The 19,594-nt window shown below is 55.0% G+C and carries 14 protein-coding genes and 3 tRNA genes; 4 read left to right on the forward strand and 13 right to left on the reverse strand.

Annotated elements, in window-relative coordinates:
• Positions 1–10: 10 nt before the first annotated feature.
• A complete protein-coding gene (locus tag ACFPM8_RS06785; protein WP_378996353.1) occupies positions 11–760 on the reverse strand; it encodes an ABC transporter ATP-binding protein in 750 nt (249 codons plus the stop codon).
• Between ACFPM8_RS06785 and ACFPM8_RS06790 the strand changes: the two genes are divergently transcribed.
• Entirely contained in the window at positions 759–1,442 is a 684-nt protein-coding gene (locus tag ACFPM8_RS06790; protein WP_378996355.1) for an arylesterase, read from the forward strand. The two genes, ACFPM8_RS06785 and ACFPM8_RS06790, sit on opposite strands and share 2 nt — an antisense overlap.
• Positions 1,443–1,539: 97 nt before the next feature.
• On the opposite strand, the gene ACFPM8_RS06795 is transcribed toward ACFPM8_RS06790, so the two are convergent.
• From ACFPM8_RS06795 to ACFPM8_RS06850, 12 genes are all read right to left on the reverse strand, one after another.
• On the reverse strand, positions 1,540–3,501 hold the full coding sequence (locus ACFPM8_RS06795) for a SurA N-terminal domain-containing protein (RefSeq protein ID WP_378996357.1): 1,962 nt from the start codon (positions 3,499–3,501) through the stop codon (positions 1,540–1,542).
• A gap of 83 nt (positions 3,502–3,584) precedes the next feature.
• Positions 3,585–3,661 (reverse strand) — tRNA-Asp (locus ACFPM8_RS06800).
• Positions 3,662–3,719: 58 nt separating this feature from the next.
• Positions 3,720–3,795, reverse strand: a tRNA-Val gene (locus tag ACFPM8_RS06805).
• A gap of 87 nt (positions 3,796–3,882) precedes the next feature.
• Positions 3,883–4,155, reverse strand: a complete 273-nt coding sequence (locus tag ACFPM8_RS06810; RefSeq protein ID WP_014006418.1) for an HU family DNA-binding protein — start codon at positions 4,153–4,155, stop codon at positions 3,883–3,885.
• 270 nt (positions 4,156–4,425) lie between these two features.
• Positions 4,426–6,837 carry an endopeptidase La gene (gene lon / locus ACFPM8_RS06815; protein WP_378996360.1) on the reverse strand — a complete coding sequence of 804 codons (2,412 nt, stop codon included), beginning with the start codon at positions 6,835–6,837 and terminating at the stop codon, positions 4,426–4,428.
• 312 nt (positions 6,838–7,149) lie between these two features.
• Positions 7,150–8,418, reverse strand: a complete 1,269-nt coding sequence (gene clpX, locus ACFPM8_RS06820; protein ID WP_378996362.1) for an ATP-dependent Clp protease ATP-binding subunit ClpX — start codon at positions 8,416–8,418, stop codon at positions 7,150–7,152.
• 216 nt (positions 8,419–8,634) lie between these two features.
• Positions 8,635–9,261 carry an ATP-dependent Clp endopeptidase proteolytic subunit ClpP gene (gene clpP / locus ACFPM8_RS06825; RefSeq protein ID WP_378996364.1) on the reverse strand — a complete coding sequence of 209 codons (627 nt, stop codon included), beginning with the start codon at positions 9,259–9,261 and terminating at the stop codon, positions 8,635–8,637.
• Positions 9,262–9,385: 124 nt separating this feature from the next.
• A complete protein-coding gene (gene tig, locus ACFPM8_RS06830; RefSeq protein WP_378996365.1) occupies positions 9,386–10,738 on the reverse strand; it encodes a trigger factor in 1,353 nt (450 codons plus the stop codon).
• A gap of 205 nt (positions 10,739–10,943) precedes the next feature.
• Complete coding sequence (locus ACFPM8_RS06835; RefSeq protein ID WP_378996616.1) at positions 10,944–11,435, reverse strand: CreA family protein; 492 nt, start codon at positions 11,433–11,435, stop codon at positions 10,944–10,946.
• Positions 11,436–11,538: 103 nt separating this feature from the next.
• Positions 11,539–11,625: transfer RNA gene (locus tag ACFPM8_RS06840), tRNA-Leu, on the reverse strand.
• 114 nt (positions 11,626–11,739) lie between these two features.
• Complete coding sequence (locus ACFPM8_RS06845) at positions 11,740–14,841, reverse strand: efflux RND transporter permease subunit (protein WP_378996367.1); 3,102 nt, start codon at positions 14,839–14,841, stop codon at positions 11,740–11,742.
• Positions 14,838–16,034 (reverse strand): efflux RND transporter periplasmic adaptor subunit, encoded by a 1,197-nt coding sequence (locus ACFPM8_RS06850; protein WP_378996370.1) that lies wholly within the window; start codon positions 16,032–16,034, stop codon positions 14,838–14,840. Before ACFPM8_RS06850 ends, ACFPM8_RS06845 begins: the two co-directional genes overlap by 4 nt.
• A 247-nt stretch (positions 16,035–16,281) precedes the next feature.
• Here ACFPM8_RS06850 and hpnC point away from each other — a divergent pair, with 247 nt between their 5' ends.
• The 3 genes from hpnC to hpnE all read left to right on the forward strand — a co-directional run bounded on the left by hpnC (position 16,282) and on the right by hpnE (position 19,587).
• Positions 16,282–17,100 carry a squalene synthase HpnC gene (gene hpnC, locus ACFPM8_RS06855; protein ID WP_378996372.1) on the forward strand — a complete coding sequence of 273 codons (819 nt, stop codon included), beginning with the start codon at positions 16,282–16,284 and terminating at the stop codon, positions 17,098–17,100.
• 273 nt (positions 17,101–17,373) lie between these two features.
• Positions 17,374–18,207, forward strand: a complete 834-nt coding sequence (hpnD, locus tag ACFPM8_RS06860; protein ID WP_378996374.1) for a presqualene diphosphate synthase HpnD — start codon at positions 17,374–17,376, stop codon at positions 18,205–18,207.
• A 24-nt stretch (positions 18,208–18,231) separates the two neighbouring features.
• Positions 18,232–19,587, forward strand: coding sequence for a hydroxysqualene dehydroxylase HpnE (gene hpnE, locus ACFPM8_RS06865; protein WP_378996377.1), 1,356 nt, complete (start codon positions 18,232–18,234; stop codon positions 19,585–19,587).
• Positions 19,588–19,594 lie beyond the last annotated feature (7 nt).

The raw sequence follows: 19,594 nt of genomic DNA on the forward strand, positions 1-19,594 counted from the left end.
TCCAATCTCATTATTGAAATATCTGCGCATCGGCAGGCGTACTATCCCCCGGCCGCAGCAGCCGGCCGGCCGCAATCGTAATCGTTTGCCGGCATTGCATTGCAATCGATGCATCGTGGGTGACCAGGACCAAGGTGGAGCCGCGCTCTTGATTCAGGTCGAACATCAACTGGATCACTGCATCGCCGGTGGCCGCATCCAGACTGCCGGTCGGCTCATCGGCAAACAACAGCGGCGGTTCGGTAACGAAAGCACGCGCCAAGGCCACTCTTTGCTGCTCGCCGCCCGACAGATATTTTGGATAATGCCGCAATCGGCTTGCCAGCCCTACCCTTCCCAGCATCGTTTGCGCTTTATCCTTGGCATCCTTGTCGCCCCGCAACTCAAGCGGCAGCATGACGTTTTCCAATGCATTCAAGTGACTCAGCAATTGGAATGACTGGAACACGAAACCAAGTTTGTCCTTGCGCAATCCGGCGCGTCCATCTTCATCCTCCGCAAAAATATCGATGCCATCGATCATCACCGTCCCTGACGAAGGCGTATCCAAGCCGGCCAACAAGCCCAGCAAGGTCGACTTGCCGGAACCTGAGGCCCCGACAATCGCGAGAGTGGTGCCGCTCTGAACGTTAAAATTGATATCATCCAGAATCACCAGTTCGCCGTTGGTATCGGCAACCCGCTTGCTCAAGCGGCAAACATCAATAGCGGGGACCGTAGTCATCATCGTGGCAGGAATAACAGAAGAGGATTGATGCATGCAGATTATCGACTCCAGATTGTGGAATGTAATTCAGAGGTGGAAGCAACGCGTTGGCATCAAGGTTACTACCGGCTTGCAGCTGACCGCCTTGCTATTCGGCCTGATGTGCATGAGCAGCGCCTATTCTGCATCAAATTCGATTCTGGTGTTAGGGGATAGTTTATCGGCGGAATACGGACTGGCGCGAGGCAGTGGCTGGGTCGCTTTGCTGGAACAGCGTCTGAAGGCGGAGCATGTAGCTGGCAGCATCACCAATGCCAGCATCAGCGGCGAGACCACCAGCGGCGGCCAAGCGCGTCTGCCGGCATTATTGAAACAGCGACCGGACATCGTGATAATCGAACTGGGCGCCAATGACGCGCTACGCGGGCTGCAGTTGAGCGCCACCGAAAGCAATTTACGCACGATGATCGCCGCAGCTCAAGGAGCGCATGCCAAGGTGTTGTTGGTCGGAATGCGCATCCCGCCTAACTATGGGCGCGACTATACCGAAAGATTTGCGTCGCTATATGCAACAGTGGCAAAGCAAGCCAAGATTCCGCTCGTCAGTTTTTTGCTGGACGGCGTGGCTGACAAGCCAGACCTGTTTCAAGCTGATCGCATACACCCGATAGCGCAAGCACATCCCATCATGTTGAACAATGTCTGGCCGCAGTTGAAACCGCTGCTGGCGCATTGAAGCATCAGTGTTCGAGCTGCATTCAAAATGCGTTCTGACTGCAGCAGTATAAAAAAAGCCGCTCTTCAGCGGCTTTTTTTTATTTCTACCAATGTGTTTATTTCGAGGCTGCCGACGATCCGCTGTCGAGTTTCTCATCATCGCTGACAGAAGATGCAGCAGTCAGCGGCTTCAGAATTTTGACCTTGGCCTTTTCTTTTAAAACATTGATGAAAGCCTGCATCTCTTGCTGTGCCAGCACACCAGTCACTTGCTGCTGCTCCGCTTGGCGACGGGCCTGATCAGGAGTAGCCGGCTGACCCACCTTGCCGATGCGATAAACAGCATAACCCTGCTGCGGCAAAACCACACCGACATAAGCCGGCAGCTTGCTGACATCGGCTTTCATTACCGCATCAAATGCAGCCGGGGCAACACCTTGATTCTTGATTCGCGACACGCTTTGAGCTGCAGCAAAACCGGTTGCATTGTCTTGCGCCTTCAACGCAGCCAGCTTTGCCTCGCCTGTTTTTTGAGCCAGTGCAGCCTCTTCCGTCTGCATCACCTTATCGCGTATCGCCGCCTGAACTTCTTCGAATGGACGCTTGCTTACCGGCTTATATTCGACCACATGGCCCGCAATCAGCGTGTTCGGCGCGACTTCGACAGCTTCCGTATTGTGTTTATTCTTGAGTGCTTCGTTTGAGTACAAGGCAGTCAGGAATTTCTGATTATTGAACGGCGCGGTAGGCGCGATCGCCGGATTCGGTTGACGCCCCAGATTCGATGCCGTCTGAATCTGCAGCTTCAATTTGTCCGCCACCGACTTCAGGCTGTCCGCTTGCTCGTAAACGGTATTGCTGAAAATCTCTGCCAACTCGGTAAACTTCTTTGCCGCCAGTTGCTTTTTGATTTCCGCGGTAATGTCAGCCTTGACTTCGTCGAGTGGCTTGACGCCGGCCGGTTTGATACCGGTCAACTCGATGATGTGATAACCAAAGTCGGACTGCACCAGGCCACTGATCTCGCCCTGCTTCAGCTTGGATACGGCGTCCTCGAACGGCTTGACCATCATGCCGTTACCGAAGTAACCGAGATCACCACCCAATTCAGCGGACGCGGTATCTTGCGAATTCGCTTTCGCCAGCTTGGCAAATTCAGCTGGGTTTTTGCGAACTTGCGCCAGTAAATTCTCTGCCTTGGCTTTGGCCGCAGCCTGCTCGACAGCGGAAGCATCTTTCTTCAAGGAGATCAGGATATGACTGGCGCGACGCTGTTCCGGCGTTGTGTAGCGCTTATCCACGTTTTGATCGTAATAGGACTTGACGTCGGCATCGCTGACCGCCACTTGCGCGGCGACGGTGGCGCTATCCAGCACCACATACTCAGCCTTCACTTGTTCCGGGATCTCGAACTGACGACCATTCTTTTCGTAATAGGCCTTCACCATGTCGTCGCTGACTTTAGCCTGCGATGCATAGTCGGTTGCCTTGAATAGCAATTCCTGTACTTCTCGCTCCTGGTCATTGATATCCGACATACGCGCCGCCACTGTCATTGGCGCGAACGCTGTCGACTGCACAGCACCGTTCATTTGTTGCATGACCATGTCCTGGCGCAACCGTGCCTCGTACATAGCGGGGTTCAGACCTTGCGCCGCCAATAGCGCCTTGTATTTGTCGTTATCGAATTTACCGTCGGCTCCGATCAGGTCCGGCACAGCCAGAATGGCTTGTTGCAGGGTTTGATCAGAGACAGCCAGATGCTCGCGCCCAACCGCTGCAGTCAATGCGCGCTGCGAAATCAAGTTATCCAACACACCCTGTTTGGCTTCCGGCGTTTCGACCATTTTAGGATCGAACTGATCACCGAACATTTGTCGCAGGCGATTCATTTGGTCGCGCAGCGCCGCATCCAGATCTTGCTGGGTAACCGACTGGCCAGCAACTTTGGCGATCGTGTTAGCCCCTTCGCCAAAACTGCTATAGCTTTGCAGCCCGACAAGAGCAAAGGAAGGGATGATTAACAGCAGCAATAAAAACTGCATCAAACGCTGATGGGTACGAATAAATTCAAACATGGTTGGCCAATCAAGAACAGACTGATGAAATGAATCAGTGGCACATATGAAAAAAGGCGAACTCTCGTTCGCCTTTTGTGTTTTGGCGGAGTGGACGGGACTCGAACCCGCGACCCCCGGCGTGACAGGCCGGTATTCTAACCAGCTGAACTACCACTCCTAAAACTGCTATTGCAAACGCCTTACAGCGCGATCGCAAATTTTCATGCTTGACTGCCTGGTGGGTGCTGAGAGGCTCGAACTCCCGACCTACGCCTTGTAAGGGCGCCGCTCTACCAACTGAGCTAAGCACCCCGTATCGCTTCTATTCAAACAGTACCTGATACAAAACGCGAGGATAAGAACAGTCAAACATTGGCGTTTGTCACCACGCCAAAAGCATTAGTTTACAGCATCTTTCAAAGCTTTACCAGGTTTAAATTTAGGAACTTTGGCAGCTTTGATTTTAATTGCTTCGCCTGTACGTGGATTACGGCCTGTCCGTGCGGCACGCTTACCAACAGAGAATGTGCCGAAGCCGACCAGCGTCACGGAGCCATTCTTTTTCAGCGTGGTTTTAACTGCAGCGATCACTGCATCCAGCGCACGTGTCGAAGCAGCTTTGGAAATGTCTGCTGATTTGGCAATGTGATCGATTAATTCGGTTTTGTTCACTTAGGGCCCCTCACAAAGATTGAAATTCGAGATGATATTTTTTACCTACATTTTTGCGGACATCATCGCAGAGAATGCAGAAAAAAATCCGCAGCCCGTATTAAACAAGTCGCAAAGCCTTGTGTCAAGCGGTTTGCGGAGCATCCGCACCAGTTCAAGCCGATTTAACAAACTAAAATATTCAAACTCAAATTCCTTCGCGCATAAAAAAAGCGCCCTTGCGAGCGCTTCTTTCATGGGCAGAAATTTGACCAAGCCACGCAAGCTCTTTTAATGCTTGACCACGCTAGGATCCGATTTCTCGCTGCTCTTGGTAACCGCGGTATCGACCACTGCCTCTTCGTCGGTCAAAGCCACCGGCTGCCGCTCCAAGGCGAGCTCAAGCACCTTGTCGATCCAGCGCACCGGTACGATTTCCAGCTTGTTCTTGACGTTGTCCGGGATCTCGGCCAGGTCCTTCACATTCTGCTCGGGGATCAATACCATCTTGATCCCTCCGCGATGTGCCGCCAACAGCTTTTCTTTCAGGCCGCCGATCGGCAACACCTCTCCACGCAAGGTAATCTCGCCCGTCATCGCAACATCGGCCCGCACCGGAATCCCGGTAAAAATCGAGACCAATGCGGTTGTCATCGCGATCCCTGCCGATGGTCCGTCTTTCGGCGTTGCACCTTCAGGCACGTGGATGTGAATGTCGCTCTTCTCGAACACTTCACTCTTGATGCCGAGCTTCTTCGCGCGACTGCGCATCACGGTGCGCGCCGCCTCAATCGACTCTTTCATCACGTCGCCCAATGTACCGGTGCGAATGATCGCGCCTTTGCCGGGCATAGTCATGGCTTCAATTGTCAGCAAGTCGCCGCCGACTTCCGTCCACGCCAAGCCGACCACCTGGCCGATTTGGTTTTCTTTTTCGGCGATGCCGTAATCGAAACGTCGAACGCCGAGGAATTTGTCGATGTTCTTGGAGGTCACCGCAACTTTTTTCTCCTGCTTTTTCAGCAGCAACAGCTTTACCACCTTACGGCAAATCTTGGAAATTTCACGTTCGAGAGAACGCACTCCAGCTTCCCGTGTGTAGTAACGAATGATGTCGCGGATCGCACCCTCGGCAATGCTGATTTCCTCTGCTTTCAGACCGTTGTTTTTGACTTGTTTAGGCAGCAGATAGCGTTGCGCGATATTCGTCTTTTCGTCCTCCGTGTAACCCGACAGTCGGATTACCTCCATCCGATCCAGCAAAGCCGGCGGGATGTTAAATGAGTTCGAGGTTGCGACAAACATCACATCCGACAAGTCGAAATCGACTTCGATGTAGTGGTCCGAAAACGTATGGTTCTGCTCTGGATCAAGCACCTCAAGCAAAGCGGAAGACGGATCGCCTCGGAAATCCATGCCCAGCTTGTCGATCTCGTCGAGCAGGAACAACGGGTTACGCACGCCAACCTTAGCCAGGCTTTGCAAAATCTTGCCCGGCATCGAGCCGATGTAAGTACGACGGTGGCCGCGGATCTCAGCCTCGTCGCGCACGCCGCCCAAAGCCATCCGCACGAACTTGCGATTGGTGGCGCGGGCGATCGACTGCCCCAGCGAGGTCTTGCCAACACCAGGAGGACCAACGAAGCACAGAATCGGCGCTTTCAGTTTATCGACGCGCTGTTGTACGGCGAGATATTCCAGAATGCGTTCCTTGACCTTATCGAGACCGTAATGATCGCCTTCCAGCACCTTCTCGGCATTTCCAAGTTCATTATTGACCTTGGATTTTTTCTTCCACGGCAAACCAACCAGTGTGTCGATGTAATTTCGCACCACTGTTGCTTCCGCAGACATTGGCGACATAAGCTTCAGTTTTTTTAGTTCGCTCTGCGCTTTTTCAAACGCTTCCTTCGGCATCTTGGCAGACAGGATTTTCTTTTCCAGCTCATCCAGATCGGCACCTTCTTCGCCTTCGCCAAGCTCTTTCTGGATCGCTTTGACCTGTTCGTTCAGGTAGTACTCGCGCTGAGACTTTTCCATCTGCCGCTTGACGCGACCGCGGATACGCTTTTCGACTTGAAGAATATCCAGCTCGCCTTCCAGCTGCCCAAGCAAGTGCTCGTAGCGCTTGGCGATATTGAAGATTTCCAGGATGACCTGCTTTTGCTCCAGCTTCAGAGGCAAATGTGCAGCGATGGTATCGGCGAGTCGACCCGCGTCATCAATGCCGGACAACGAGGTCAATATTTCCGGTGGAATTTTCTTGTTCAATTTGACGTATTGGTCAAATTGTTGAACGATTGCGCGACGCATTGCCTCCACTTCCGCCTCATCACCCAGCTCCGAGTCGACCGGAGTCAGGTCTGAGACGAAATGCGTGTCCAGTTCGCTGATGTGATGAATACGGGCGCGCTGGGCACCTTCCACCAATACTTTGACGGTACCATCAGGCAATTTCAACATTTGCAAAATGTTGGCGACGCAGCCGATTTCATAAATATCGTCTGCCGAAGGCTCATCCTTGGCAGCCGCTTTCTGAGCGGCCAGCATGATGCTCTTGCCCTGCTCCATCGCAGCTTCGAGCGCCTTGATCGATTTTGGACGCCCGACAAATAAAGGGATCACCATATGCGGGAATACAACCACATCCCGTAACGGCAAAAGCGGCAACTGCGTTTGTTCAGTAAATGTAGAAGTCGTCATGACGAGCCTTATCAAAAAAACTTATTAATGATGTTGGCACGAGTGGCCGAAACTCAAGCCCCAGTCTCAACAATAAATCACTACTTCTATTTGTTATGGCAAATAAAAAAAGCCACACGCGAAGTTACCTTCGGGTGGCTTTGCGATTGAAGCCAGATGAATTATATTTCGGCAAATTGTACTGCGATTGCGCGAAAAGATGGCTTAAAACCTTATTCCCTTCATGTTTTTACAAATCTCTAGAACGCCGTCAAGATCTGTAAAGAGCTGCCATCAGATGATGGCAGCTGGCAAAACATCAATTAACTCCAGTTACTTCGCGCCGGACACCTTCGGTTGCTCATGATAGATCAACAATGGTTTCGCACCGCTCGTGACCGTATTTTCATCAACCACCACCTTGGCGACATTTTGCTGACTTGGCAGGTCATACATCACGTCAAGCAGCACATGCTCCAGGATCGATCGCAAACCACGCGCACCGGTCTTGCGCGCCAGCGCTTTCTTGGCGATGGCATGGAGCGCAGCTGGTCGGATTTCAAGCTCGGCCCCCTCCATCTGCAGCAGCTTGGAGTATTGCTTAACAAGCGCATTCTTCGGTTCAATCAAAATCTCGATCAATGCAGCCTCGTTCAACTCCGTCAAGGTAGCAATCACCGGCAGGCGGCCGACCAGCTCTGGGATCAATCCGAAACGGGTTAAGTCCTCTGGCTCCGCGTCCAGCAGCACTTCGCTTGAGGTGCGCTCGCTCTGGCTCTTAACATTTGCCGAAAAGCCGATCCCGCTTTTTTCCGAGCGTTCTGAAATGATCTTGGCAAGACCATCGAAAGCGCCGCCGCAAATGAACAGGATATTGGTGGTGTCAATCTGCACGAAATCCTGATTCGGGTGCTTGCGCCCGCCTTGCGGCGGCACCGAAGCCATGGTGCCTTCGACCAGTTTCAACAGCGCTTGCTGCACGCCCTCACCTGACACATCGCGGGTAATCGACGGATTATCCGACTTGCGCGAGATCTTATCGATCTCATCAATGTAGACAATACCTTTTTGCGCCTTCTCTACTTCGTAATTGCAATTTTGCAGCAATTTTTGAATGATGTTTTCGACGTCTTCGCCGACATACCCGGCTTCGGTCAACGTGGTGGCATCGGCGATCACGAACGGCACATTCAGCATGCGCGCCAGCGTTTGCGCCAGTAAGGTCTTGCCTGATCCGGTTGGACCGATCAGCAGGATATTGCTTTTAGCTAGCTCGACGTCATCCTTCTTGCCAAGGTGCTTGAGGCGCTTATAGTGGTTATAGACCGCCACCGACAAGATCCGCTTGGCAGTTTTTTGCCCGATCACATACTGGTCGAGCAAATCGCAGATTTCCTGCGGAATCGGCAGTTCCGATTTTTGCCCATCCAGCGTTTCGACATTTGAGGCCTCATCAGTAATGATGTCATTGCAGAGGTCGATGCATTCATCACAAATGAATACCGACGGACCCGCGATGAGTTTTTTTACCTCGTGCTGGCTTTTGCCACAAAAGGAGCAATAAAGCAGTTTTTCGCCGCTGGAAGATTTTTTATCAGGCATAGAGACACTGTTTAAGTAAGAGTACGTTTGGCATTGATTTGATATTACCTGCGAAAAGCAAATTCGTCACGACACCAGCCAACAAAAGCGCTTCGGACAACTGTCTTTGAGGCACATTGCCGTATCGATTGTAGCCACGCAAGAACATCTAGAACCGGTTTGAAAAGCAAAACGCCCGAACCTTCGGGTCCGGGCGTTTTGCGCGATACATACCAATCAAGAGCGTGTCGCCAGAACCTTATCAATCAGACCGTATTCCACCGCTGCGTGCGCAGACATGAAATTATCGCGATCGGTATCCTTGCTGATCTGGTCAACGGTTCTGCCGGTTTTTTCCGCCAGAATACCGTTCAGACGCTCGCGCAGATACAAAATCTCACGCGCCTGGATTTCGATATCCGAAGCTTGCCCTTGTGCACCGCCTAGCGGTTGATGAATCATGATGCGCGAGTTTGGCAGTGAAAAGCGCTTGCCCTTGGCGCCTGCAGCCAACAAGAACGCGCCCATCGATGCAGCCATGCCCGTGCACAGCGTCGACACGTCCGGCTTGATGAACTGCATCGTATCGTAAATCGCCATACCGGCAGAGACCGATCCGCCGGGAGAGTTGATATACAGGGAGATATCCTTCTCAGGATTTTCGCTTTCGAGAAACAGCAATTGCGCGACCACCAGATTGGCAGTCTGGTCATTGACCGGACCGACCAGGAAGATCACACGCTCGCGTAACAAGCGCGAATAAATATCGTACGAACGCTCGCCGCGACCACTTTGTTCGATCACGATCGGCACCATTCCGAGCATGTCAGTATCGAGTGCCGAATTACGATTAAAGCCTGTCATATTTTTCCTTATGGAGAGCGCTCAAAACCTGATTGACGCTGCCACCTATAAAACCTGTTGCGTCACCCAAGCTCATCACGAGCTTGGGTCGCTTGCTACGATTCTTATAGGTGTTCCAGGACAATTAAGCCTGTTGCCCGTTGTTGCTCATCAATTCATCAAACGCTACCGATTTCTCGGTGACCTTTGATTTGCCCAGCACGTAGTTAACGACGTTTTCTTCCAAAACAAGGGCTTCGACTTCGGACAAACGACGGCGATCGCTGAAATAATATTTCAATACTTGTTGCGGATCTTCGTAGCTTTGAGCGAAGTCTTCAACCTGCGCCTTCACCTGTTCCGGTGTCGCTTGCAGTTTGTTTTCCTTGACCACTTCGGCCAGGATCAATCCCAGGCGAACGCGACGCTCGGCTTGCGCTGTGAACAGTTCTGGAGGGAATGGCATGTCGTTGACGTTCATGCCGCGTTGCGCCATATCCTGACGGGTCATTTCGACCAGGCGTTGCACGTCTTGCTCGACCAATGATTTTGGCACGTCCAGATCGCTTACCTTGATCAACGCGTCCATCACGCTATCTTTGTTCTTGGCCTTGACGCGGGAACCCACTTCGCGCTCCAGGTTGAGTTTGATGTCGGCGCGCATTTTTACCAGATCACCGTCTTCGATGCCCAGTGTTTTAGCGAACTCAGCGTCAACTTCAGGCAGGTGCGCCCACTCCAATTTCTTCAGAGTAATCGTGAATTCGGCAGTTTTGCCGGCAACATCCTTGCCGTGATAGTCAGTAGGGAATGCCAGATCAAAGGTCTTGGCTTCGCCGACTTTGAGTCCGATCGTAGCGCTTTCGAATTCTGGCAGCATGCGGCCTTCGCCCAGTACGTATGCGTAGTCGTCAGCTTTGCCACCCTGGAATTCGACGCCGTCGATCTTGCCGACGAAATCGACTGTAACGCGGTCGCCGTTTTGAGCCGACAGATCGCTGCCGCCATCGCCATGCGCGCCCTGCTCGCCTTTAACGTGATAGTGCACACGTTGCTTGCGCAGGATGTCGATGGTCTTGTCGATTTCAGCGTCGCTGACTTCCGCTTTGGTTTTTTCGACTTCTACGCCAGCCAGATCACCGATCTTGACTTCAGGATAGACTTCGAAAGTCGCATCAAATGCGAGTGTGCCCTCAGCCACGCCTTCGCTGGTCTTGGGCTCGATCTTTGGAAAACCGGCAACGCGCAGATTGTTTTCATTGGCGGCATTGTTGAATGCGCTGCCAACTTTGTCGTTCAGCACTTCGGTTTCCACTTGATATCCATATTGTGCAGCGACCATTTTCATCGGCACTTTACCTGGGCGGAAGCCAGGAGCCTTAGCCGTGCGAGCGCGAACTTTCAAGCGCTTTTCGACTTCAGTCTGCACTTCGCTCAATGCGATGGTGAGGGTAATACGGCGTTCAAGTTTATCCAGAGTTTCGACTGCAGTTGCCATGTGAATCGTCCAAAAATAAAAAATTCTGTGGAGCGACCAGAGGTGATCAAGCCGCCTGAGAATCCCGGAACTCCGGATTCCCTGTTGACCAGAGCGGCGGATTATCGCCGCTTTCATCCCATCTCTGTCGCGCTAAAGTCCGTTATTCTATACGTAAATTTGGTTGTTGCGCCAAAACCAGCAATACCGCCCCGGCAATACCTGCTTATTTGACAGGAATCGGGCTATTTGCCGGTACCGGCACCGCTGTAACGCTGTTTTGCGGGCTGCCGTCAACCAACTTATCGGAGTAAGTCAGGTAGATAAGCGTATTGCGCTTCGGGTCGATCACGCGAACGATATGCAGGCGCTTGAACAGCACCGACATCCGCTCTGTAAATACATCTTCCTGCAATGGCAGTTTGCCCGTGAATTGCACCGTAGCCGCAACCTGGCGACAGGCAATCGATGCCTCGGCACGATCTTCGGCCAAACCAACCGTGCCCTTGACGCCGCCGGTACGCGCTCTCGATACATAGCAGGTAACGCCCTGCACCTTGGGATCGTCATAAGCCTCAACCACGACCCTATCATTGCGCCCGATCCAGCGGAATGCCGTGCTTACCTCGCCAATCTGCTCAGACGCCGCCTGCACGACACCGGACGCGACGGCGCTAAGTCCGAGCAACGTTATCAGAACCAAAGATTTTGCACGCATAGCTCCCCCGACAGAAAAGTCAAAAAATGCTCCAGGCATAAAAAAACCCTCCTGAGAGGGTTTCTACATTTCCAGCCAGCCGGACAATATTTACCGACAAGCCTGGTGCGACCGAGAGGACTCGAACCTCCACAAGATTGCTCTCGACAGGACCTAAACCTGTTGCGTCTACCAATTTCGCCACGGTCGCATTTGAATCAATCGGTCTACGCGATTGAACAGCCGGCTATTCTACTTCAAGCTTTGAAATATGGCGAGAGGGGAACCACCCACTTTCGCCATATTTTTATGGTGGAAATATTCGCTAGCCCGGCTTCCTGACCCGGAACCAGGCTGCATATAAAGCCGGCAGGAATAGCAGGGTCAAGCCGGTGGCAACGATCAGGCCACCCATGATCGCCACCGCCATCGGCCCCCAAAACACCGAACGCGATAAAGGAATCATAGCCAGCACCGCCGCCGCCGCGGTCAGCATGATAGGCCGGCAGCGCCGCACAGCCGATTCGACCACGGCATTCCACGGCGCCACACCTGCGGCGATATCGTGCTCGATCTGGTCGATCAAAATCACCGAATTGCGAATGATCATGCCGAACAGTGCAATCACCCCGAGTTGCGCGACAAATCCGAATGGCCGCTGCAATATCAGCAAGGCCATCGCCGCACCGGCGATCCCCAGCGGTCCGGTCAGGAACACCAGCAATGCCCGCGAAAAACTATGCAATTGCAGCATCAGCAAAGTGAAGATAATGAAAATCACCAAGGGCACATTGGCTGCGATCGAGTCCTGCGCCCGGCCAGCGTCATGCGCGGCGCCGGCGACATCAATGACATAACCAGGCGGCAATTGCGCGCGGATTTTGTCCAGTTGCGGATTGATCTGAGCCGTCACCGTCGGCCCCTGCACACCATCCACCACATCGGCCTGAACCGTGATCGCCCAGTTGCGCCACTCGCGCCAGGCCACCCCCGGCTCCCACACCAATTTAACGCTGGCGATTTGCGCCAGCGGCACCGACTTGCCGCTGGCCGTCGGCACATTGGCTTGATTGAGCGCATCCATCGTCGACCGCTCATCGGACGGCTGCCTTACAACGATGTCGATCAGGCGGTCATGTTCGCGATATTGGCCGATCGTGCTACCAGTCAACAGTGTGTTGACCGTCTGCATCACGGTTTGCGAACCGATCCCTAGAGCACGCAATTTATCTTGATCGAGATCCACCCGCAGCACCTTGACCGACTCATTCCAGTTGTCATTGAGGCCGACGATGTTGCGATTGCCATTCATTACCTCTTTCACCTGATCGGCGATGGCCCTGACCTTGAGCGCATCGGTGCCGCTGACGCGGAACTGCACCGCATAGGGCACCGGCGGACCGCTTTGCAGCAATTTCACGCGTCCGCGCACTTCGGGGAAATCATGCTTGAAGACATCTTCGATTTTCAGCCGCAATTTGTCGCGCGATGCCAGATCTTTGGCCAGCACCACCATTTGCGCAAGATTAGTCTGCGGAAAAATCTGATCCAGAGGCAGATAGAAACGCGGACTGCCGGTGCCGATGTAACTGGTGACGCTTTCCAAGCCATCCTGACGCCGGATGAAAGCCTCGAATTTTTTTGCCTGCGCCTCGGTAGCGCTGAAAGACGAACCTTCCGGCAGCCATAATTCGACCATCAATTCCGTCCGACTGGAATCCGGGAAAAATTGCTGCTCGATAAACTTGAAGCCGAACAGGCCCAGGCCAAACGCCGCCAGCGTCAGCAAAATCGTGGTCTTGCGCCATTCGACGCACCAGTTGACTGTCCTTCTGACGCGGGTATAGAACGGCGTATCGAACAGCTCATGATGACCATCGGCGCCGGCGGCCGGCTTCACTTTCAACAACAAATAACCGAGGTAAGGCGTAAACAGCACCGCCGCCAGCCAGGAAATCAGCAAGGCCAGCGCATTCACCGAAAATATTGAAAAGGTATATTCGCCAGCCGCCGATTTAGCCAGGCCGATCGGCAAAAATCCGGCGGCCGTAATCAAGGTGCCGGTCAACATCGGCATCGCGGTCGAGGTATAGGCGAAGGTCGCCGCTTCCAACCGCGACAACCCCTCTTCCATCTTGCGCACCATCATTTCGACCGCGATGATGGCGTCATCCACCAGCAAACCGAGCGCGATGATCAACGCACCCAACGATATTTTGTGCAAGTCGATGTTGAAAATCCGCATACACAAAAAAGTCACGGCCAGCACCAGCGGAATCGTCAACGCCACCACCAAGCCGGGGCGCACATCGACGCGGAACGGTTTGGTGTGCAAGCCAAGCGAAAAAAAGCTGACCGCCAGTACGATCAGCACGGCTTCGATCAATGTTTTGATGAATTCATTGACCGATTCCGCAACCACCTTCGGCTGGTTGGATACCCGCTCCAGCTCTATCCCCACCGGCAATTTGGCCTTGATTGCGGCCACCACCTTCTCCATCTCCTTGCCCAGCGTGATGATGTCGCCGCCTTTCGCCATTGAGACACCCAAGCCGATCACTTCCTTACCGTTGAAGTGCATTTTGCTTATGGGCGGATCCTGGTATTCGCGCTTGATCACAGCGAAGTCGCCGAGCCGGAAAGTGGTGGCGGCACCCGGCGCACCGGCCCGCAATTGCAGATTTTCCAAGTCTTTCGGCGATGCCAGTGCCCCGCTGACGCGGATTTGCAGATTGTCACTGGGGGTTGCCAGCAACCCGGTCGATTGCAGCGCATTTTGCGCACTCAATTGATTGACGATGTCCTGCAGCGTGATGCCTAGTTGCGAGAATTTTTTCTGCGAAAACTCGATGAATATTTTTTCATCCTGGACGCCGAACATTTCAACCTTGTCCACCGACGGCACAGTCAGCAATTGCTGACGCACAAAATCGGCGTAATCCTTGACATCGGCATAATTGAAACCATCGCCGGAAATCGCAAAAATCGAGCCGTAGGTATCGCCGAATTCATCATTAAAAAACGGCCCCAGCACCCCTTGCGGCAAAGTCAGGCGCATGTCGTTGATTTTCTTGCGGACCTGGTACCAGGCGTCGACCGTGTCTTTTGGCGTTGCGGCCTCTTGCAATTGCAAGATGATCAGCGTCTCGCCCGGCTTGGAATAGCTGCGAATGGTATCGACGTGCGGCGTTTCCTGAAGCTTTTTCTCCAGCTTGTCGGTGACCTGATCGGCCATCTGCAGTGCTGTGGCGCCCGGCCACTGGGCCGACACCACCATCGCGCGGAAGGTAAACGGCGGATCTTCGTCCTGCCCCAGACGGCCATAACTCATGATGCCGCCAATCAGCAGCGCCACCATCAGGTAACGCGTCAGCGGGATATGTTCGAGCGCCCAGCGCGATAGATTGAAACCGTTTCCCTTGCTCATTGCACAGCCCCACTGGCTGTGGAAGAAGTTTGGGCTACCTTGGCTGGAGTCGATGCCGTCTTATCGCCATGCGCTACGGGCTCGGGCGCGTTCAGGATGGTGACTTTTTGCCCTGATTTCAGCTGGTTGACGCCTGCGGTCACCACTTGCTGACCGGCAGCCAGGGCGCCGGCGATCAGGACATCGTTCCCTTGCTGACCGGCGATTTGCACCGGCACTTGCCGCACGGCGCCATGCTCGACCACCCACACTACGCTGTGATCCTGGACCCGCAATAGCGCGGTGAGCGGGACCTTGATCGCGTTGTCGCTGGTTTTGCTGGCGAACGCGGCATACGCGGTCATGCCAAGTTTGACATTGGGCGCATCGTCGGGAATCGCAATCTTGATGCTATAGGTACGAGTGACAGGATCGGCAATCGGCGACACCTCGCGCACCGTGCCATGAATCACCTGTTGCGGATCGGCCCATAAGCGCACGCGCACATCGGTGCTGCGACGTAATGCATCAACCTGGTTTTCCGGCGCACCGACCACCACTTGCTTGGCGCCCTGGCGCGCCACATTGACCACCGGCGTGCCGGCAGCGACCACCTGCCCGGCTTCGGCATGAATCCCGGTCACCACGCCATCCACATCCGATGCCAGCGTGGCATAAGCGGTTTGATTGAGCTGCCCCTTGAAAGCCGCCTGGGCTTGATCGTAAGTCGATTGGGCCGCCTTGAACGCGGTGTCCTTGGCCTCCAACACTGCCTGGCTGACGAAATTCTTGTCGCGCAATTCCTGATAGCGCTTCAAATCGGCTTGCGCCAGATCCCGATTGCTTGCCGCAGACTTCACCGCCGCCACGGCCTGCGCCTGCGACAATTGCAAATCTTGCGGGTCGAGCCGCATCAACACCTGACCGCGCTTGACAGTGCTGCCGACCTCGACCTGGCGGGCGATAATCTTGCCGCCGACCCGGAATCCGAGCTGCGACTCATAGCGCGCCTGGACTTCCCCAGGAAATTCCGATATGACGTCGGCATTCGCCGGCGTCAGCACTATCACTCTTACCGGCCGGATGTCTTCTGCCTTTTCGGCCGGCTTGGAACAGGCTGTTAGCGCAACCAACAGGCAGGCGGCAAACAATTTGGCAGTACGCGCGGCAACTTCTGGCAGTGCTGCTTGACGCGGATTTATCGGGGTCAACACGGTTTTTCCTTTACTATTCGGGGCTGAAAATGCGCCTGCGATTGACTGCCGCTGCTTGAGCAGGCCATCGCGGCACTGCGATGCGAGCGTGCCGGCAAGTTCATAAACAGCTTTAAGTCCAGCTTTTAAGTCGGCAATTATAGTTGCCCGTGATCATGATTGACCACGGCTATTTGGTAACCGATCAGGCAAACAGCAACAGTCCAATTTCTTTTTTCCAAACAACAACACACTGTTTACGCGCTAAATGTCTGTCAATCATTACGAAAATTTCCCGGTGGCGTCGCTGCTGCTGCCAGCGCCTCTGCGCCCTGCAGTACGGGCAATATACGCCTTCGCGCGCAGCGCCGACGATATCGCCGATGAAGGTGATGCCACGCCCGAAGATCGCTTGCGCGCGTTGCGCGCCTATGAAGCGGCACTGGACCTGATCGAACAAGGCCAACCGGCTGAAAGCGCGTTGTTCCAGACACTGGAACAAACCATCGCCAGCCATCGGCTGCCGCTGACACCGTTTCGCGACTTGCTGTCGGCATTCAAGCAGGATGTCGTGACCACCCGTTACACCCAGTTTGGCGATTTGCTGGATTATTGCCGGCGCTCGGCCAATCCGGTCGGCTGCCTGATGCTGCATTTATATGGCGAGGCGACCACATTGAATTTGCGCGATTCGGATGCGATCTGCTCGGCATTGCAGTTAATAAACTTCTGGCAGGATGTCGCGATCGACTGGCCCAAGGCGCGGATTTACCTGCCGCTGGAAGACCTGCAACGCTTCGGCGTGACCCAGGCCCACATTGCCGAAGGCATCGTCGATCATGCCTGGCGCCGATTGATGCAGTTCGAGGTGCAGCGTGCGCGCACCATGATGACCGGCGCCAAGCCGCTGGCGCTGCGGCTGCCGGGCCGGATCGGCTGGGAACTGCGCCTGGTGATACAAGGCGGATTGCGCATCCTGGAGCGGCTGGAAGCGGTCGATTACGACGTGTTCCGTCATCGGCCAAAACTCAATAAAGCCGATTGGATACTGCTGGCATGGCGTGCCGTGCGCATGGGGCACGCCTAAGATCTGCAACAGCCGGCGGATGAGCGCAGGGTTATCCGTCATGTGACGCTCAACATGCGACGATTGCGACCGGCATTGCAACCGGCATTGCGGCGGAAGGCGCTACGCTTTTCCGCCCTACTATCCATGACAAAAAGGTGCTGCGTAGGCTCTAAAAGATGACTCTGTAAAAAGTTATTCTTTCAGTCATCCGTTTTTACGTATACTCCCGGGCAAGCCGAATTCAGCAATGCGCGGCGGTTGCCCTTGTCATTTTTATCAGCCTTTATATCCATGTCCCCCGACGATTACTGTCAGCAAAAAGCCGCTCAGAGCGGTTCCAGTTTTTATTACAGCTTCCTGTTTTTGCCGCAGGAACGTCGCCGCGCCATCACCGCGCTCTATGCGTTCTGCCGTGAAGTCGACGACACCGTCGACGAATGCACGGATGCCAGCGTAGCCCGCAACAAATTGATGTGGTGGCGCAAGGAAATCGCCGCCATGTTGGCCGGCAATCCATCCCATCCAGTGACGCAGGCGTTACAACCGCATTTGCAGCCTTACGGACTCGACGGCAAGCACCTGCAAGCCATCATCGACGGCATGGAGATGGATCTGGACCAGACCCGTTATCTCGACTTCCCTGGCCTGAAGCGATATTGCTGGCATGTCGCCAGCGTCGTCGGCATCTTATCGGCCAGCATCTTTGGCGTCAGCCAGCCGCAGACTCTCGAATTCGCCGAAAAACTCGGCCTGGCGTTTCAATTGACCAACATCATTCGCGACGTCGGCGAAGATGGCCGCAAGGGCCGGATTTACCTGCCGGTCAACGAATTGCAGCAGTTCAATGTCACCGCCGCCGACATCCTGAACGCCCGCCACACTGACAACTTTGTCAGCCTGATGCGGTTCCAGGTAGCGCGCGCGCAGCAAGCCTACGACGAGGCATTTGCCTTGCTGCCGAAGGAAGATCGACGTGCGCAGCGTCCCGGCCTGATGATGGCCGCCATCTATCGCGCGCTGCTGACCGAAATCGAGCGCGACGGCTTTCACGTGCTGAATCAACGCATATCGCTGACGCCGATCCGTAAATTGTGGCTGGCATGGAAAACCTATGTGCGCGGTTGAACCGGCACGCTCAACCATGCTGAAATGACTGTCTCCGCAAAAAATATCGCCGTTATCGGCGCTGGCTGGGCCGGCTGTGCGGCAGCGGTCGAACTGGCGCGCGCCGGCCGCCAGGTCACCTTGTTCGAGGCCGGCCGTTACCTCGGCGGGCGGGCGCGCCGGGTCGAGATCAACGGCAGCACGCTGGATAACGGCCAGCACATTTTGCTCGGCGCTTACCGCCAAAGCCTGCAATTGATGCGCACGGTCGGCATCGATCCGTCCGCCGCGACGCTACGCTTGCCGTTGCAGATGTGCTACCCGGCCGATAGCGGCGGCATGACCTTCGCCGCGCCGCGCCTGCCGGCTCCGCTGCATTTGTTGCTGGCGCTGTGCCGTGCGCGCGGGCTCAAGCGCGACGACAAGCTGGCGCTGGCGCGCTTCTCTTCCGCTGCGCGCTGGATGGGCTGGCAATTGAACGACGATTGCAGCGTCAGCACTTTGCTGGAACGCTTCAACCAGACCGAACGCCTGATCCAGCTGATGTGGCGGCCATTGTGCATCGCCGCGCTAAATACGCCGCCGGAACAGGCTTCGGCCCAGGTTTTCCTGGCTGTGCTGCGCGACAGCCTGGGTGCGCGCCGCAGCGCTTCCGACATGCTGCTGCCGCGCGTCAACCTGAGCGGCCTGTTTCCAGAGCGCGCTGCCGCTTTTATCGAACAACGCGGCGGCAGCGTCCGGCACGGCTGCCACGTCAGGCAACTGCGCGAGTACCCGAATCGCCACGATCGCCGGTGGAAGCTTGCGGGAAATGGATTCAGCGAAGAGTTCGATGCAGTCGTGATCGCCACGCCGCCCGACATGGCAGCCAATTTGCTGAGCGGCCTGATAGCGCCGGCACTGACTTCCGTATTGCGCGGTTTCAGTTATGAACCGATCACCACCTGCTACTTGCAATATGCCGCCGACACGCGGCTCGAACGGCCGTTCTTCGCATTGGTAGACCGTCCGGGCAGCACCTCGAATAGCGCCGCCTGGGGTCAATTCGTATTCGATCGCGGCCAGCTCGATCCGGCTCAGGCTGGCTTGCTGGCCGTGGTGATCAGCACCTCGTCCGCCGCCATCGAAGCCGGCCGCGACATGCTGGGACAAGCGGTTGCGGCACAACTGGCCGAGGTCTTCCGCCAACCGCAACTGGCGCATCCAGACTGGATCAAGGTCATTTCAGAGAAACGGGCAACCTTCGCCTGCACCCCGGGCCTGATCCGCCCAGCCAACCGCGTACCCGAGTTGGACGGTGTGATGCTGGCCGGCGATTACACCGTCAGCGACTATCCGGCAACGTTGGAGGCTGCGGTGCGCAGCGGCATGCTGGCGGCGCAGGAATTGCTTGGCAGCTGAACCGGCG

Origin of the sequence: Paraherbaspirillum soli (assembly GCF_042654985.1) — a bacterium.
In the GTDB taxonomy this organism is placed as follows: domain Bacteria; phylum Pseudomonadota; class Gammaproteobacteria; order Burkholderiales; family Burkholderiaceae_D; genus Paraherbaspirillum; species Paraherbaspirillum soli.